Genomic DNA, 15,737 nt, shown 5'->3' with positions numbered 1-15,737 from the left:
GCCAAGTGTAGCACTACGACCGGGGGAAGTTGAACAAACCCCCAGTTCGCACTGCGCCGGGCGGTGCCGGACAGCGCGCTCAGACCTGCGGGAACGCCGCCGACGCCTCGACGACGGCCCGGCGCAGATCCCCAACATCCGGGCCCGCCGAGAGCACGGACCGCGAGATGTTGGGGCTGGCCCACTTCTCCGCCGTTCCGGCGATCCGGCGGATGTCGTCGGCCGCCCCGCCCTGGGCGCCGACCCCGGGCATCAGGACGATGCCGCCGACGTCACACAACTCCGGCGGGTCGGTGACCGTCGCACCGACGACCACGCCGACGTTGCCGCCGCCGGCGTGCCGCGCGTTGTGCGACGCCGCCCAGTCGACCACCGATTGCGCCACGCTGCCGCCACCGGGGGTCGTCAGGGTCTGGAACTGCGGCCCCTCGGGGTTGGACGTCGCCGACAGGACGATCACCCCCCTGCCGGTCGCCTCGCCGGCGTCCAACGCCGGGGCGAGGGAATCCAGGCCGAGGTACGGCGACACGGTGACCGCGTCCGCGCACAGCGGCGAGTCGTCCGACAGCCACGCCCGGGCGTACCCGGCCATCGTGGAGCCGATGTCACCGCGCTTGGCGTCCGCGATGACCAGGGTGCCGGCCCGCCGCAACTCCGCCAGGGACTTCTCCAGCACGGCGAGTCCGTCCGACCCGAAGGCCTCGTAGAAGGCCACCTGGGGTTTGACGACGCAAGCGGTGTCGGCGAAGGCCTCCACACAGCGGCGCGAGAACTCCTCGAGCCCGGCGACGTCCACGCCCAGGCCCCAGGACTCCAGGATGCCCGCGTGCGGGTCCATGCCCACGCACAGCCGGCCCAGGTCCCGGGAGCGGGCCAGGTAGCGTTCGCCGAACGTCCCGTCAGAAGTTGTCATGCTTGACGTCCTGGATCGCGCGGACCACGGTGGTCGAGCCCTTCAGCGCCTCGATCCCCTGCACCGCGGCGACGGCACCCTGGACCGTGGTCACGCAGGAGACTCCCTGGCGGACCGCGGCGGCACGGATGTCGTAGCCGTCCCCGCGGGCGGCGGCGGTGCCGGCCGGGGTGTTGAGGATGAAGTCGATCGACCCCTCGTCGATGAGGTCCACGACCGACCGCTTGCCGGGCTCGGCGGCACCGGACTCGATGTCGGTCTGCTTGGCCACGACCTCGCACTCCAGGCCGTTGCGCCGCAGCATCGCCGCGGTGCCCTCGGTGGCGACCAGGTCGAACCCGAGCGACGCCAGCCGCTGGATCGGCAGGATCATGGTCCGCTTGTCACGGTTGGCCACCGAGACGAACACCCGTCCACTGGTGGGCAGGGAGCCGGTGGCGGCCTCCTGGGACTTGGCGAAGGCGGTACCGAAGTCCGAGTCCAGGCCCATGACCTCGCCGGTGGACTTCATCTCCGGGCTCAGCAGGCTGTCGAGCATGTCGCCCTCCGGGCTGCGGAAGCGGTTGAACGGCATGACCGCCTCCTTGACCGCGATGGGGTGGCCCAGCGGCAGCGAGCCGCCGTCCCGGTCCCCGGGGATCAGGCCCTCGGCGATGAGTTCCCGGATCGGGGTGCCGGTCATGATCCGCGAGGCAGCCTTGGCCAGCGGCACACCGGTGGCCTTCGAGACGAACGGCACGGTGCGGGAGGCGCGCGGGTTGGCCTCGATGACGTAGAGGATGTCGTCCTTCAGGGCGAACTGGATGTTCATCAGGCCCTTGACACCGATGCCGTGGGCCAGTGCCGCGGTGGACCGGCGGACGTTCTCGATGTCGCCCTCCCCCAGCGTCATCGGCGGCAGGGCGCAGGCGGAGTCACCGGAGTGGATGCCGGCCTCCTCGATGTGCTCCATGACCCCGGCGAGGTAGACCTCCTCGCCGTCGCAGAGGGCGTCGACGTCGATCTCGATGGCGTTGTCCAGGAAGCGGTCCACCAGCACCGGGTGGTCCGAGGTGATCTCGGTCGCCCGCTCGATGTAGTCCTCCAGGGAGGCCTCGTCGTACACGATCTCCATACCGCGGCCACCCAGCACGTAGGACGGGCGGACCAGCACCGGGTAGCCGATGCGGGACGCCACGTCGCGCGCCTCGGCGAAGCTCGTCGCCGTACCGAAGGCCGGCGCGGGCAGCCCCGCCTTCTCCAGCACGGTGCCGAACTCGCCGCGGTCCTCGGCCAGGTTGATGGCCTCGGAGGTGGTGCCGATGACCGGGACGCCGGCGTCGGTGAGACGCTGCGCCAGGCCCAGCGGGGTCTGGCCGCCGAGCTGGACGATCACGCCGGCCACGGTGCCGGACTGCGTCTCGGCGTGGTAGACCTCCATGACGTCCTCGAAGGTCAGCGGCTCGAAGTACAGGCGGTCGGCCGTATCGTAGTCGGTGGAGACGGTCTCCGGGTTGCAGTTGACCATCACGGTCTCGTAGCCGACCCGGGACAGCTCCAGCGCGGCGTGCACACAGGAGTAGTCGAACTCGATGCCCTGGCCGATCCGGTTCGGGCCGGAGCCCAGGATGATGATCTTGTCGCGGTCACGCTGCTCGGCGACCTCGGACTCGGCCTCCGGGTCGAGCTCGTAGGCCGAGTAGTGGTACGGGGTCTGTGCCTCGAACTCGGCGGCGCAGGTGTCCACGGTCTTGAACACCGGGCGGATACCCAGCGACCACCGCAGGGCGCGGACGCCGTCCTCGCCGGCGAGCTCCGGACGCAGGGCGGCGATCTGGGCGTCGGACAGGCCCATGTACTTCGCCTCACGCAGCAGCTCCTCGGAGAGCACCGGGGCGTCCTCCAGCTCGGCGCGGAAGTCCACCAGTGCCTTGAGCTCGTGCAGGAACCACGGGTCCACGCCCACCGAGGCGCGGTGGACCTGGTCCACGGTCGCGCCCAGACGCAGGGCGAGCTCCATGTCGTAGATACGGCCCTCGGTCGGACGGCCCAGGTCGTCGAGCACGGCCGCGAGGTCGGTGGCACGGTCGCCCGCGAAGTACTCGTCGCTGGTGGTCCAGAACCCGGCAGGCTTGGTCTCCAGGGAGCGCAGCACCTTGTTCAGCGCGGCGATGTAGTTGCGGCCCACGGACATGGCCTCGCCCACGGCCTTCATGGTGGTGGTCAGGGTGTCGTCGGCGCCGGGGAACTTCTCGAAGGCGAAGCGCGGTGCCTTGACGATCACGTAGTCCAGGGTCGGCTCGAAGGCGGCCGGGGTGACCTGGGTGATGTCGTTGCGCAGCTCGTCGAGGGTGTAGCCGATGGCCAGCAGGGCGGCGATCTTGGCGATCGGGAAACCGGTGGCCTTGGACGCCAGGGCCGAAGAGCGCGAGACGCGCGGGTTCATCTCGATGGTGATCAGGCGGCCGTCCTCCGGGTTGACGGCGAACTGGATGTTGCAGCCACCGGTGTCGACACCGACGGCGCGCAGGATGGCGATGCCCTGGTCACGCATGATCTGGTACTCACGGTCGGTGAGCGTCATCGACGGGGCGACGGTCATCGAGTCGCCGGTGTGCACGCCGAGGGCGTCGACGTTCTCGATGGAGCAGACGACCACGGCGTTGTCGTCGCCGTCGCGCATGAGCTCCAGCTCGTACTCCTTCCAGCCGAGGATGGACTCCTCGATGAGCACGTTGGCCTCCGGGGAGGCGGCCAGGCCACCGCCGGCGATGCGGTCCAGGTCCTCGTAGGTGAAGGCCAGGCCGGAGCCCAGGCCACCCATGGTGAACGAGGGGCGCACGACGACCGGCAGGCCCAGCTCGGCGACGGTGTCGTGGACCTCGTCCATGTTGTGGCAGACCCGGGACCGTGCCGAGTCGCCGCCGATGGAGGCGACGATGTCCTTGAACTTCTGGCGATCCTCACCACGCTCGATGGCGTCGATGTCGGCGCCGATGAGCTCGACACCGTACTTCTCGAGGATGCCGGCGCGGTCCAGCTGGATGGCGGCGTTCAGCGCGGTCTGCCCGCCGAGGGTCGCGAGCACGGCGTCGACCGGGTGGCCGGCCTCCTTCTCCGCGGCGAAGATCTTCTCGATGTACTCGGGCTGGATCGGCTCGATGTAGGTGTGGTCGGCGAACTCCGGGTCGGTCATGATCGTGGCCGGGTTGGAGTTGATCAGCGAGACCCGCAGGCCCTCGGCCTCCAGGGCGCGGCAGGCCTGGGTGCCGGAGTAGTCGAACTCACAGGCCTGGCCGATCACGATCGGGCCGGAGCCGATGACGAGGACGTGGTTGATGTCGGTGCGCTTCGGCATTTAGTTGTTCCCTTCCATCAGTTCGATGAACTGGTCGAACAGCGGATTGGCGTCGTGAGGACCGGCGGCGGCCTCGGGGTGGTACTGGACGGAGAAGGCAAGGCCGTTGTCGAGGGCGACACCCTCGACACAGTCGTCGTTGAGGCAGGTGTGGGTGACCTGGGCGGTGCCGAAGTCGGTGTCGAAGGGCTCACCGGCGCGGCCCTTCAGGGCGAACCCGTGGTTCTGTGAGGTGATGTCGATCTTGCCGGTGAGGTGGTTGAGCACCGGGACGTTGATCCCGCGGTGGCCGAACTTCAGCTTGTAGGTGTCCATGCCCAGGGCACGGCCCAGGATCTGGTTACCGAAGCAGATGCCGAACAGGGGGATCTTCTTCTCCAGCACGGTACGGACCTGCTCGACCATGACGTCGGCGGTCGCCGGGTCGCCGGGACCGTTGGAGATGAACACGCCGTCCGGCGAGTACTGCTCGATGAGCGGTTCGACCGGGCTGTTCGCCGGGACGACCACGGTGCGCACGCCACGGGCGGCGAAGTTGCGCGGGGTGTTGGTCTTGATGCCCATGTCGTAGGCCAGCACGGTGAACCGGGCCTCGGCCCCGTCCTCGGGTTCCAGGACGTAGTTCTCGTCGGTGGAGACCTCGGTGGCCAGGTCTGCACCGGCCATCGACGGCTGGGCGTTGACCTCGGCGACGAGGTCCTCGACGGGACGCCCGGCGGCCTCGCCGCTGAAGACGGCGGCGGCCACCGACCCCTTGTCCCGCAGGTGCCGGACGATCGCGCGGGTGTCGACACCCTGGATGCCGATGACCCCCTGCTTCTCCATCTCCTCGGCGAGGCTGCGGTCCGCCCGCCAGTTGGACACGGTCCGCGACAGGTCGCGGATCACCAGTCCGGCGACCCAGATGTGGTCGCCGTGGGACTCGCCGTCCTCGTCGTTCCAGCCGGTGTTGCCGATCTGCGGGGCGGTGGCGACGACGATCTGCCGGTGGTAGGACGGGTCGGTCATCGTCTCCTGGTAACCGGTCATGCCCGTGGTGAACACGGCCTCGCCGAGGGTGGTGCCGGTGGCGCCGAAGGCCCGGCCACGGAACACCCGTCCGTCGCCGAGCACCAGCAGCGCGGGGGTGCGGGAGGAAGTCACAGCAGTACTCTTCTCTGTCGTATCTGTCGTATCTGTCATATCGGTCATTTGTCGCTCACCTGGCCGTCCCGGCAGGTCACCTTGCCGCGCAGCAGCGTGGTGGTCACCTTCACGGGCAGGTCCATGCCCTCGTAGGGGGTGTTGGAGGATTTCGACGCCATCTCCCCGCCCCGGGCGGTCCACCGGAGCCCCGGGTCGACCACGCACAGGTTCGCGGGTTCGCCCACGGCCACGGGACGGCCGTGGCCCGGCAGCCGCAGGATCTCGGCCGGCCGCTCCGACATCACCCGGGCCACGAACCGCCAGTCCTGGCGCTCCTGCCCTTCCGGCGGGTCGGTGACGAAGAGCTGGGCGATGACCGCCAGCGAGGTCTCCAGGCCGAGCATCCCGGGGCGCGCCTTGTCGAACTCGCAGCACTTCTCCTCGGAGCCGTGGGGGGCGTGGTCGGTCGCCACGCAGTCGACGGTCCCGTCGATCAGGGCCCGGCGCAGGGCCAGGGTGTCGCGGGTCTCGCGCAGCGGCGGGTTCACCCGGAAGTGCCCGTCGTAGGTCTCCAGCTTCTCGTCGGTGAGGATGAGGTGGTGCGGGGTGACCTCGGCGGACAGCGGGATGTCGTGCTCGCGGGCCCAGCCCAGCAGTTCCACGGTGCCCTCGGTGGAGGCGTGGCAGATGTGCAGCCGGCCGCCGTAGTCGCGGGCGAGCAGGGCGTCGCGGATCACGATGGACTCCTCGGCCACCCGCGGCCAGCCGCGCAGGCCGAGGCGGGCGGCGGTCTCGCCCTCGTGGGCGACGGCGCCCTCGGTGAGGCGGGGCTCCTCGCAGTGCTGGGCGAGCAGCACGTCCAGGCCGCCGGCGTACTCCACGGCCCGGCGCATCAGCCGCGGGTCGTCGACGCACTTGCCGTCGTCGGAGAACATGCGCACCTTCGCGTCCGAGTCGGCCATCATGCCGAACTCGGTGAGTTCACGGCCCTGCAGGCCCCGGCTGATGGAGCCCACCGGGTGCACGTCGCACAGGTTCGTCTGCTGGCCCTTGAGCCAGACCATCTCCGCGATGGCGGGGGTGTCGGTCACCGGGTCGGTGTTGGCCATGGTGAACACGGCGGTGAAACCGCCCCGGGCGGCGGCGGCCGACCCGGTGGCGATGGTCTCGGTGTCCTCACGGCCGGGTTCGCGCATGTGCACGTGCATGTCGACCAGCCCCGGCAGCAGGACCTGTCCGTCCAGCTCCAGGACCTCCGCGGCCGGGGCGTCCACCGTGCCGGCGGCGGCGATCACGACGATCACACCGTCGCGGACCAGCACGTCCTGCGGCTCTCCTTCGCCGTAGGGCCGGACGCCGCGCAGCAGCACCTCGCCGTCGGCGGCCGGGTGCAGCGCACCGGTGGCCGGGTAGTCGTTCACGTTCTTCTCCTCCGTGATGGGTGTGGTCGTCATCGGTTCTCCCCCGCCGTCGCGCCTGCGCCGACGGTGTCGCCGTCGCCGCCGTCGGTGCCCACCAGCAGGGTGAACAGGGCTGCCATCCGCACGTGCACACCGGCGGTGACCTGGTCGAGGACCACGGTCTGGGGTGCGTCGGCGACGGCGTCGTTGATCTCCATGCCGCGCAGCATCGGGCCGGGGTGCAGGACGATGGCGTCGTCCTTCAGCGACTCCAGCCGCGCCGCGGACAGCCCGTAGCGGGTGGCGTACTCGCGGTGGGACGGGAAGAACCCGCCGTCCATGCGCTCGGCCTGGACACGCAGCATCATCACCGCGTCCGCGGTGGCGATGGCCTCGTCCATGTCGTGGCTGATCCGCACGGTGCCGGTGGAGCCGGGGTGCGGGTTGACCCAGTGCTCGATACCGGGGGCCAGCAGCGTCCGCGGGGCGACGAAGGTGACGTCGACCCCGAGCGCGGTGAGCAGCAGGGCATTCGACCGGGCGACACGCGAGTGCAGGATGTCACCGACGATCACCACGTGGGCGCCGTCGAGGGTGCCGAGCCTGTTGCGCAGGGTCACCGCGTCGAGCAGGGCCTGGGTGGGGTGCTCGTGGGAGCCGTCACCGGCGTTGAGCACGCTGATGCCGTCGCTTCCCTGCCCCACCCAGTTCGCGACCTGACGGGCCGCACCGGACGACGGGTGCCGCATGATGATCGCGTCGGCCCCGATAGCCCGCAGAGTCAAGGCGGTGTCCTTGAGGGACTCCCCCTTCTTCACCGACGACGAGGAGGCCGAGATGTTGATCACGTCGGCGCTCATCCACTTGCCCGCGGTCTCGAAGCTGGACCGGGTACGGGTGGAGTTCTCGTAGAACAGGGTGAACACGGTGCGGCCGCGCAGGGTCGGCAGCTTCTTGACCTCGCGGTCGCGCAGGGAGTCGGCGAAACGGTCCGCCTCGTCCATCAGCAGCGTGATCCCGGCGGCGTCGAGGTCGGCGATACTCAGCAGGTGCTTCATGCGTGGTCTCCTTCGGGCGCCGTGTCTGCCGGGCGCAGGAGCTCCACGCGGTCGGCACCGTCGATCTCGGCGAGGGAGACACGGACGTCTTCACTGGTGGAGGTGGGGATGTTCTTGCCGACGTAGTCTGCCCGGATCGGCAGTTCGCGGTGACCGCGGTCGACGAGGACGGCGAGCTGGACGATGCGGGCACGGCCCACGTCCTGCAGGGCGTCCAAGGCGGCGCGGATGGTGCGCCCGGAGTAGAGCACGTCGTCGACGAGGACGACGGTGGCGCCGTCGATGCCGTCGCGCGGGACGCTGGTGGGCTTCAGCGCCCGGTGCGGGGTGGTCGTCAGGTCGTCACGGTAGAGGGTGGCGTCCACGGAACCGTGGAAGACCGAGACACCGCTGAACTCCTCGATCCTGGCCGCCAGTCGCGCCGCCAACGGCACGCCCCCCGACGGGATCCCCAGGAGCACGACCCGGTCCGACCCGGGGCTGTCCAGCGCTGTCTTCTCGATGATCTGGTGCGCGATGCGTGCGACAGTACGTCCGACGTCGTCCGCGCCCATGAGGGCGACGGTGGTTCCGTCGGAATGCTGTGTGCTCATCGTGACCTCCTTCCCCGCCTCACTGGACGGATCGTTAAAGGTGGTCGGCGCCGGCTCTCACCGACTCCTTGTTCCGTGCTGAAGTTTAGCACGGAACCGACGTCACTTCCCGCCGGTCTCCCCCGCAGGGCCCCGGTCGTCCGGGTCCTCCGGCCGGTCGGTGTCCTCCGGGACGATTCCGGCGATGAGGGACTCGGCCTCGGCCCGCTCGGCATCCTGCGCCGCACGCGCCTCGGCGGCCCTGCGCTCGTCGTCGGCGAGACGCTTGTCCCGGGCGATACCGTCCAGGACGGCGTTGATGTAGCCGGGTGCCTTGTCGTGGGAGTACTCCGCGGCGAGCCCGATGCCCTCCTTGAGCGCCACCCGGTCGGGGACCTCGTCGTTGTACATCAGCTCCCAGGCCGACACCCGCAGCACGGCGCGGTCGACCGCCGGCAGCCGGTCCAGCCGCCAGGTGCTGCTCAGGTGCGCGGCGATGGCCGTGTCGAGCTCGTCGAGCGCCGACGCGACCCCGGGGACGATCCGGGACGTGTACTCCGGCACCGGCTTGACCTGGTTGGACTCGTCGCGCGCCAGCTCGACACGGTCCTGCACGATCTCAACCGGGTCGATGTCGCGGAACTCCGCCTCGAAGAGGATGTCGACGGCACGCTGACGGGCCTTGAACCGGGCCCCGTGGCGGCGATAAGACTCGCCGGATTCTTTGTCTGCCATGGGGTTCTAGCTGTTGACGCGGGAGAGGTACTCGCCGGTACGGGTGTCGACCTTCACGACGTTGCCGGTCTCCAGGAACAGCGGGACCTGGATCTCGGCACCGGTCTCCAGGGTGGCCGGCTTGCTGCCGCCGGTGGAGCGGTCGCCCTGCAGGCCCGGGTCGGTGTGCTGGATCGCCAGGTCCACGGAGACCGGCAGCTCAGCGAACAGGATCTCGCCGTCGTGGAAGGACAGCTGCACACGCATGTTCTCCAGCAGGAAGCGGCCGGCGTCACCGAACTTGTCGGCGGCGACCTCGAACTGCTCGAAGTCCTTGTCGTCCATGACGACGAAGTTCTCGCCGTCGTTGTACAGGTAGGTCATGTCCCGACGGTCCACGGTGGCGGTCTCGACCTTGACACCGGCGTTGAACGTCTTGTCGATGGTCTTGCCGGAGACGACGTCCTTGAGCTTGGTCCGGACGAAGGCGGGGCCCTTGCCCGGCTTGACATGCTGGAACTCGATGATCTGCTGCAGCTTGTTGTCGATCTTCAGCACAAGACCGTTCTTGAAATCCGCGGTTGTCGCCACGTGTTTGCTCCCTGGATATCTCGGTTGGGTGGTCAGCCGAACAGTTTAGCAGCCCACCGTTAGACCACCTGTAACGCGGTGGACGAGGGGTTCACCGACTCCGCACCCTGCGCGGTGACGATGTAGGTGTTCTCGATGCGCAGACCGGTGCGTCCCGGCAGGTACACACCCGGTTCGATCGTCAACGTCATCGACTCCGCCAGGGTCTTGTCCCGCGGGGTCCGGGACGCGGCGTACGGCGCCTCGTGCACGTCGAGGCCCACGCCGTGGCCGGTGGAGTGCACGAAGTACTCGCCGTAGCCAGCGTCGGCGATGATGTCCCGGCACACCTTGTCCACGTCGAACAGGCCCGCCCCGGGGCGAACCGCCTCGACACCGGCGCTGAACGACCGGTGGACCAGGTCGTACAGTTCGCGGGACAGTTCGTCCGGCTCCCCGACGCAGACCGTGCGGGTCTGGTCGGAGGCGTAGCCGTCCAGCCACACCCCGAAGTCGACGGTGACCAGGCCCGGCACGATGACGTCCCGGGAGACCCCGGCGTGCGGCTTGGCGCCGTTGACACCCGAGGCCAGGATCGTGTCGAAGCTCAGGCCGTCCGCCCCGGCGGCACGCAGGCGGTGCTCCAGGTCCGCGGCGGCCTCGATCTCGGTGATGCCCTCGCGGATCCCGCCGGCGGCGATGAACTCGGTGAATACGGTATCCGCCAGGCGTCCGGCCTCACGCAGGGCGTCGAGTTCGGCGTCGTCCTTGACCAGACGGGCCGCCTCGACGGCCCCGGTGAGGATCGGCGGGTCGCCCAGTTCACGGGCGTCGGCGACGGACAGTCCCGGTTCGATGGCGAAGGTCCCGGACCCGGCGACGTCACGCAGTTCACCGAGCAGGTCCCGGGTGATGCGGATGTCGACCCCCGGGGTCCCGGCGGTCTGCTGACGGACCTGGGTGTCGTACCGGCCGTCGGTGGCGACGGTGACGTCCCCGGAGGTGTCGAGGAGCAGGGCGGCGTTGGATCCGCTGAACCCGGTGAGGTAGCGGACGTTCTTCAGGTCCGTGACCAACAGGAAGCTGTGGCCCGCGGTGGCGACGGTGTCGGCGACGGCCTGGCGGCGGCGGAGAAAATCTGTCATGCCGACCAGGTTACGCCCCGGCGTCCGCCTGCCGTACAAGGTGCTCCAGGGCCATGGTGTAGCCCGCGGAGCCGAGCCCGGCGATGACCCCGCGGGCGATCGGCGAGAGGTAGCTGTGGTGCCGGAACGGCTCGCGTGCGTGGATGTTCGACAGATGGACCTCCACGAAGCCCGCCCCGTCGGCCACCTCGGCCAGGGCGTCGCGCAGGGCGACCGAGGTGTGGGTCAACCCGCCCGGGTTGATGATCACCGCGTCGCCGTCGTCGGCGGCCCGGTGGACGCGGTCGATCAACGCGCCCTCGTGGTTGGACTGCAGGAAGTCGATCTCCACGCCCAGCCGGGCGGCGTCGGCGCGGAGGCCGTCCTCGATGTCGGCGAGGGTGGTCGACCCGTAGATCTCCGGCTGGCGGCGGCCCAGGCGGTTGAGGTTGGGCCCGTTGAGGATGACGATGCGCATGACGGTGTTCCTGTTCTACAGGTCTACTGGTGGTTGTCGGTGGTGGTGTTGAGGTAGGCGGCGGTGAGGTCGTCCTGCGACGGGTCCACCAGCGTCCGGGGGACGTAGGAGCCGGTGGCGTCACCGACGACCACGATCCGCAGGCTGCCGTCCCGGTTCTTCTTGTCCCGGGCCATGACCTCGGTCAGTTCCTCCAGGGAGGCGTTGCCGTAGCTGGTGGGCAGGCCCACGCTTTCCAGGATGCGGCGGTGCTGGTTGACCGCCTCCCCGCTGAGCAGGCCGGCGGCGTGGGCGAGCTCGGCCTCGAAGACCATGCCCACGGCCACGGCGTGACCGTGCCGCCACCGGTAGTTCTCGTGCTGTTCGACGGCGTGACCGTAGGTGTGGCCGTAGTTGAGGATCTCCCGCAGCGACGACTCCCGCAGGTCCTGGCCGACCACGTCGGCCTTGACGGTGATCGCGGCCTCGATGAGGTCGGGCAGCGTGCCGTGGGGGTCGCAGGCGGCGGCTGCGTCCGCCTCGTACAGGTCGAGGATGCGCGGGTCGCGGATGAACCCCGCCTTGATGATCTCGGCGCTGCCGGCGACGATCTCGGCGTGCGGGAGCGTCTCGAGGACGTCGAGGTCGACGAGCACCGCCGACGGCTCGTGGAAGGCGCCGACGAGGTTCTTGCCCGCGGCGGTGTTGATACCGGTCTTCCCGCCAACCGCGGCATCGACCATGGCCAGCAGCGTCGTGGGGTACTGGACGACGCGGACGCCGCGCATCCAGGTCGCCGCGATGAAGCCGGCCAGGTCGGTGGTCGCTCCCCCGCCGACGCCGACGACGACGTCCTGGCGGGAGAGCCCCGCCCCGGCGCAGACGTCCCAGCATTCGGCTGCGCCCGCGACGGTCTTGGCGGCCTCGGCGTCCGGGGTCTCGTACAGGAACGGTTCCACACCGGCGGCCCGCAGGCCGTCGGCGACGCGGGCCGCGAGACCGGCCAGCGGCGGCTGGTGCAGGACCACGGCACGGCGGGCGCCGGGGACACTGTCCGCCACCGCCGTGGTCAGGTCGCGGCCGATGACCACGTCGTAGGGACTGTCCGTGGCGACATGGACCGTCCGGGTCTGGTGTGCGTTCACAGGTGTGCCCCTTCCCCGCTGTCGGGATCGTGCTGGTCGTCGTGTACCCCGATCAAGGCCAGGACCTCCGCCACGGTGTGACGCGGGGTCCTGCCGTCGGCGTCGACGACATGGGTGGCGACGCCCCGGTAGAGCGTCTCGCGCTGGGCGAGGATCTCCTGGTAGCGCTCCCGGGGGTCGCCCCCGTCGGCGGCGGCCAGCACCGGCCGGGTCGCCAGGTGGGCGGTCCGACGGGTGCCTTCCTCGGCGGAGACGCGCAGGTACACCACGGTGTGGTCGGCGAGCAGCCGGCGGGTCGCCGCCGACAGCACCGCCCCGCCGCCGAGGGAGACGACCCCGTCGGAGTCCAGGGCGCGGGCGACGTAGGTCTCCTCCCGGCGCCGGAACTCCGGCTCTCCCAGTAACGTGAACAACTCGCCGCAGGACATGGCGTTGTCGCGTTCCAGCAGGGTGTCCGAGTCCACGACCCCGCACCGCAGGACCTCACCCAGGGCCTGCCCGACCGTGCTCTTGCCTGCCCCGGGAGGGCCGACCAGGACGACGCGTGGCAGCTTCTGCTCGGTCATCTACGCCTCGTCCCAGGTCAGTCGGCTGTCTACGTCATCGAGGTAGGCCAGGTAGTTGCGGCGGGTCTCCGCGACGCTGTCACCACCGAACTTCTCCAGGACAGCCCGGGCCAGCACCAGGGCGACCATCGACTCGGCAACGACGCCGGCCGCGGGGACCGCGCACACGTCGGAGCGCTGGTGGATGCCGGTCGCCGGGCGTCCGTCGTCCATGTCGACGGTCGCCAGTGCCCGCGGCACCGTCGAGATCGGCTTCATCGCGGCCCGCACGCGCAGCTGCTCGCCGTTGGTCATGCCGCCCTCGAGACCACCGGCACGGTTCGTCCGACGGCTCACCCCGGCGGTGCTGTCGAGCCGGTCGATCTCGTCGTGAGCCTCCGACCCGCGCCGACGGGCCTCGTCGAAGCCGTCACCGATCTCCACACCCTTGATCGCCTGGATACTCATCACCGCCTGGGCCAGCTGCCCGTCCAGGCGGCCGTCCCAGCTGACGTGGGAGCCGAGTCCGACCGGGAGGCCGGACACCACGACCTCGACGACGCCGCCGAGGGTGTCGCCGGACTTCCGGGCCGCCTCGATCTCGGCGATCATCGACTTCTCGTGGGAATCGCCGTGGGTGGTGAACGCACGCACCGGTGAGCCGTCGACCGCGTCGAGGTCCCCGGGGGTGGGGGCCGGGCCGGTGTAGGTCTCGGACGGTCCGATGGACAGCACGTGGCTGACGACCTCCGCGCCGGTGACCTCACGCAGCAGGGCCCGGGCGAAGGTCCCGGCAGCCACGCGGGCGGCGGTCTCGCGGGCGCTGGAACGCTCCAGGACCGGACGTGCCTCGTCGTGGCCGTACTTGACCATGCCGGAGAAGTCCGCGTGGCCGGGACGCGGGCGGGTCAGGCGTGCACCGCGACCGGAGTTCATCTCCTTGACCACGTCCTCGTCGGACATGTCCAGCGGGTCCGCCGACATGATGGTGGTCCACTTCGGCCACTCGGTGTTGCCGATCATCACCGCAACCGGGGACCCGATGGTCGTGCCGTGGCGTACACCACCGAGGAACGTCACCTCGTCGGCCTCGAACTTCATCCGGGCACCGCGGCCATAGCCGAGGCGCCGTCGGGCGAGTTGGCGGGACACTTCGGCGCGGGTGACTGGCACCCCGGCGGGAATGTCCTCGACAACGGAAACAAGGGCCTGGCCGTGCGATTCCCCGGCAGTCGTCCATCGAAGCATGCCCCGTATTATCTCATGATCGCCCGACGGAGGTCACCACCACCCGCCATTTATGACCCCGGTCACCACCGCCGTGGCGACGAGCATGCCCGGACCGTGCGGCAACGACCCGCCCCGGACCCCCGGGAACAGGCCGAAGAGCAGGGTGACCACCGAGGCCAGCGCCACCGTCCACAGCAGTCCGGCCACACCCCCTACCGCCACCGCGACGGCCCCGAGACTCAGCCCCAGCTTCGCGTCGCCGCCTCCGGCGCGCAGCCGTGCCGACAGACTCCCGGGAAGACGGCCCGGCACGGTGCACAGCAGGAACCAGGCGATCCCTCCCAAGACCGCCCACCCGTGCCCCAGGGCGACCAGCACCGTCCACACCACCGCACACCCCGGCAGCGTCAGCCGGTCCGGCAGCCGGCGGTCACGCACGTCATGGACGGTCAGCGCCCCCGCCCACGCCAGGACGACCGCACCCCCGAGAACCAACCCCCCGACTCCCCCCACGGGCGTCTAGTCCCCCGACTCCGCCGTGTCCCCCGGGTCCGCCGCGTTCGCCTCCGCGGTCCGCCGGTGCGCCCGCAGCAGGCGGTACATGCCCTCCGTCGACGGCGTCTCGCCGGTGAACTGGCGGAACTGCTCCACACCCTGCCCGGCGAGCATCAGCAACCCGTCCGACACCGGACGCCCGGCCCCACGGGCGGCGAGCATCAACGGTGTGGGGTACGGGTCGTAGATGACGTCCACCACCGCCGCGGCCATGGCCAGCTGCTCGCCCACGGCACCGGCACCGGCGGCCGGGATGGTCGAGACCACGACCTCGGCGGCGGCGCAGACCTCGCCGAGGCGGGCGTCGTCCAACCGGAGCCAGTCGAACTCCATGCCGTAGGACTCCACCAGGTTCTGCAGGTTCAGGGCCCGCTCCGACCGGGCCAGGACGGTGACCGAGCTGAAGCCCGCGGCCGCCAGCGCCGCGACCGCCGGACGCGCCGTCCCGCCGTTGCCGACGACCACACCCCGTCCCGAGCCCGGGTCCTCGTCGAGGACGGCCCGCAGACAGGCGGAGAGACCGTCGACGTCGGTGTTGTCGGCCACCCAGCTACCGGTCGGCTCCCCGGCGTCGTCACGCACCGGCACCAGCGTGTTCGCGCTGCCGATCAGCGCGGCACGGTCGGTGACATGGTCGGCGAGGTCGTGGGCGGCGGACTTGCCGGGCATCGTGACCGAGAAACCCCGGACACAGGCCGGCGACTGCTGCAGCAGCCGACGCACCTCCGAGGGCTCACCGGCCTCGACCCGCACGTACACCAGGGACTCATTGCCCAGCATCGCGGCGCTGCCCAGGTGGATCACCGGCGACAACGAATGCCGCACCGGGCGCCCCAGCACGGCGCACAGCTGTGCGGGCGTCTCCCCCGCCGCCGCGGCGTCCTGCAGTTCGGCCGCCAGCGAGAGGAACTCCTCCACGCTGTAGACCTCGGGCGCGTCATTCCCGGTCCCGTTCACCATGGTCCCATCCACCTCACGTTGTCCGTCTGTCG

15 protein-coding genes are annotated in these 15,737 nt (G+C 70.3%); all 15 read right to left on the bottom strand.

Translation table 11 applies throughout. The features are described from left to right. Nucleotides 1–79: 79 nt before the first annotated feature. Nucleotides 80–913: an orotidine-5'-phosphate decarboxylase gene (pyrF, locus tag MUN33_RS13145; protein ID WP_244805360.1), complete on the bottom strand. Its 834-nt coding sequence runs from the start codon at nucleotides 911–913 to the stop codon at nucleotides 80–82. Further along, nucleotides 900–4,250 (bottom strand): carbamoyl-phosphate synthase large subunit, encoded by a 3,351-nt coding sequence (gene carB, locus MUN33_RS13140; RefSeq protein ID WP_244805359.1) that lies wholly within the window; start codon nucleotides 4,248–4,250, stop codon nucleotides 900–902. Before carB ends, pyrF begins: the two co-directional genes overlap by 14 nt. Continuing rightward, nucleotides 4,251–5,432: a glutamine-hydrolyzing carbamoyl-phosphate synthase small subunit gene (gene carA, locus MUN33_RS13135; RefSeq protein WP_244805358.1), complete on the bottom strand. Its 1,182-nt coding sequence runs from the start codon at nucleotides 5,430–5,432 to the stop codon at nucleotides 4,251–4,253. Between the two features lie 5 nt (nucleotides 5,433–5,437). Next, entirely contained in the window at nucleotides 5,438–6,829 is a 1,392-nt protein-coding gene (locus MUN33_RS13130) for a dihydroorotase (protein WP_244805357.1), read from the bottom strand. After that, entirely contained in the window at nucleotides 6,826–7,833 is a 1,008-nt protein-coding gene (locus MUN33_RS13125; RefSeq protein WP_244805356.1) for an aspartate carbamoyltransferase catalytic subunit, read from the bottom strand. Before MUN33_RS13125 ends, MUN33_RS13130 begins: the two co-directional genes overlap by 4 nt. After that, nucleotides 7,830–8,426 carry a bifunctional pyr operon transcriptional regulator/uracil phosphoribosyltransferase PyrR gene (gene pyrR / locus MUN33_RS13120; protein ID WP_244805355.1) on the bottom strand — a complete coding sequence of 199 codons (597 nt, stop codon included), beginning with the start codon at nucleotides 8,424–8,426 and terminating at the stop codon, nucleotides 7,830–7,832. The genes MUN33_RS13125 and pyrR overlap by 4 nt, the downstream gene beginning before the upstream one ends. 102 nt (nucleotides 8,427–8,528) lie before the next feature. Further along, nucleotides 8,529–9,140, bottom strand: coding sequence for a transcription antitermination factor NusB (gene nusB, locus MUN33_RS13115; RefSeq protein WP_244805354.1), 612 nt, complete (start codon nucleotides 9,138–9,140; stop codon nucleotides 8,529–8,531). 6 nt (nucleotides 9,141–9,146) lie between these two features. Continuing rightward, nucleotides 9,147–9,710: an elongation factor P gene (gene efp / locus MUN33_RS13110; protein ID WP_244805353.1), complete on the bottom strand. Its 564-nt coding sequence runs from the start codon at nucleotides 9,708–9,710 to the stop codon at nucleotides 9,147–9,149. A 59-nt stretch (nucleotides 9,711–9,769) separates the two neighbouring features. Beyond that, the gene (locus MUN33_RS13105) at nucleotides 9,770–10,834 is read right to left on the bottom strand and encodes a M24 family metallopeptidase (RefSeq protein ID WP_244805352.1); all 1,065 of its coding nucleotides are present in this window, start codon (nucleotides 10,832–10,834) and stop codon (nucleotides 9,770–9,772) included. Nucleotides 10,835–10,844: 10 nt separating this feature from the next. Then, nucleotides 10,845–11,291 (bottom strand): type II 3-dehydroquinate dehydratase, encoded by a 447-nt coding sequence (gene aroQ, locus MUN33_RS13100; RefSeq protein WP_244805351.1) that lies wholly within the window; start codon nucleotides 11,289–11,291, stop codon nucleotides 10,845–10,847. A gap of 23 nt (nucleotides 11,292–11,314) precedes the next feature. Further along, nucleotides 11,315–12,415, bottom strand: a complete 1,101-nt coding sequence (aroB, locus tag MUN33_RS13095) for a 3-dehydroquinate synthase (protein WP_244805350.1) — start codon at nucleotides 12,413–12,415, stop codon at nucleotides 11,315–11,317. Further along, on the bottom strand, nucleotides 12,412–12,981 hold the full coding sequence (locus tag MUN33_RS13090) for a shikimate kinase (RefSeq protein ID WP_244805349.1): 570 nt from the start codon (nucleotides 12,979–12,981) through the stop codon (nucleotides 12,412–12,414). Before MUN33_RS13090 ends, aroB begins: the two co-directional genes overlap by 4 nt. Beyond that, nucleotides 12,982–14,208, bottom strand: a complete 1,227-nt coding sequence (aroC, locus tag MUN33_RS13085; RefSeq protein ID WP_244805348.1) for a chorismate synthase — start codon at nucleotides 14,206–14,208, stop codon at nucleotides 12,982–12,984. A gap of 33 nt (nucleotides 14,209–14,241) precedes the next feature. Next, on the bottom strand, nucleotides 14,242–14,703 hold the full coding sequence (locus MUN33_RS13080) for a prepilin peptidase (protein WP_244805347.1): 462 nt from the start codon (nucleotides 14,701–14,703) through the stop codon (nucleotides 14,242–14,244). Between the two features lie 6 nt (nucleotides 14,704–14,709). Next, nucleotides 14,710–15,705, bottom strand: coding sequence for a shikimate dehydrogenase (locus MUN33_RS13075; RefSeq protein WP_244805346.1), 996 nt, complete (start codon nucleotides 15,703–15,705; stop codon nucleotides 14,710–14,712). Between the last annotated feature and the right edge of the window lie 32 nt (nucleotides 15,706–15,737).

Source organism: Corynebacterium kalidii (assembly GCF_022869005.1).
Taxonomy (GTDB): Bacteria; Actinomycetota; Actinomycetes; order Mycobacteriales; family Mycobacteriaceae; genus Corynebacterium; species Corynebacterium kalidii.
Note: the sequence above shows the minus strand (reverse complement) of the source record. Positions and strands in the feature narration are given on the sequence as shown.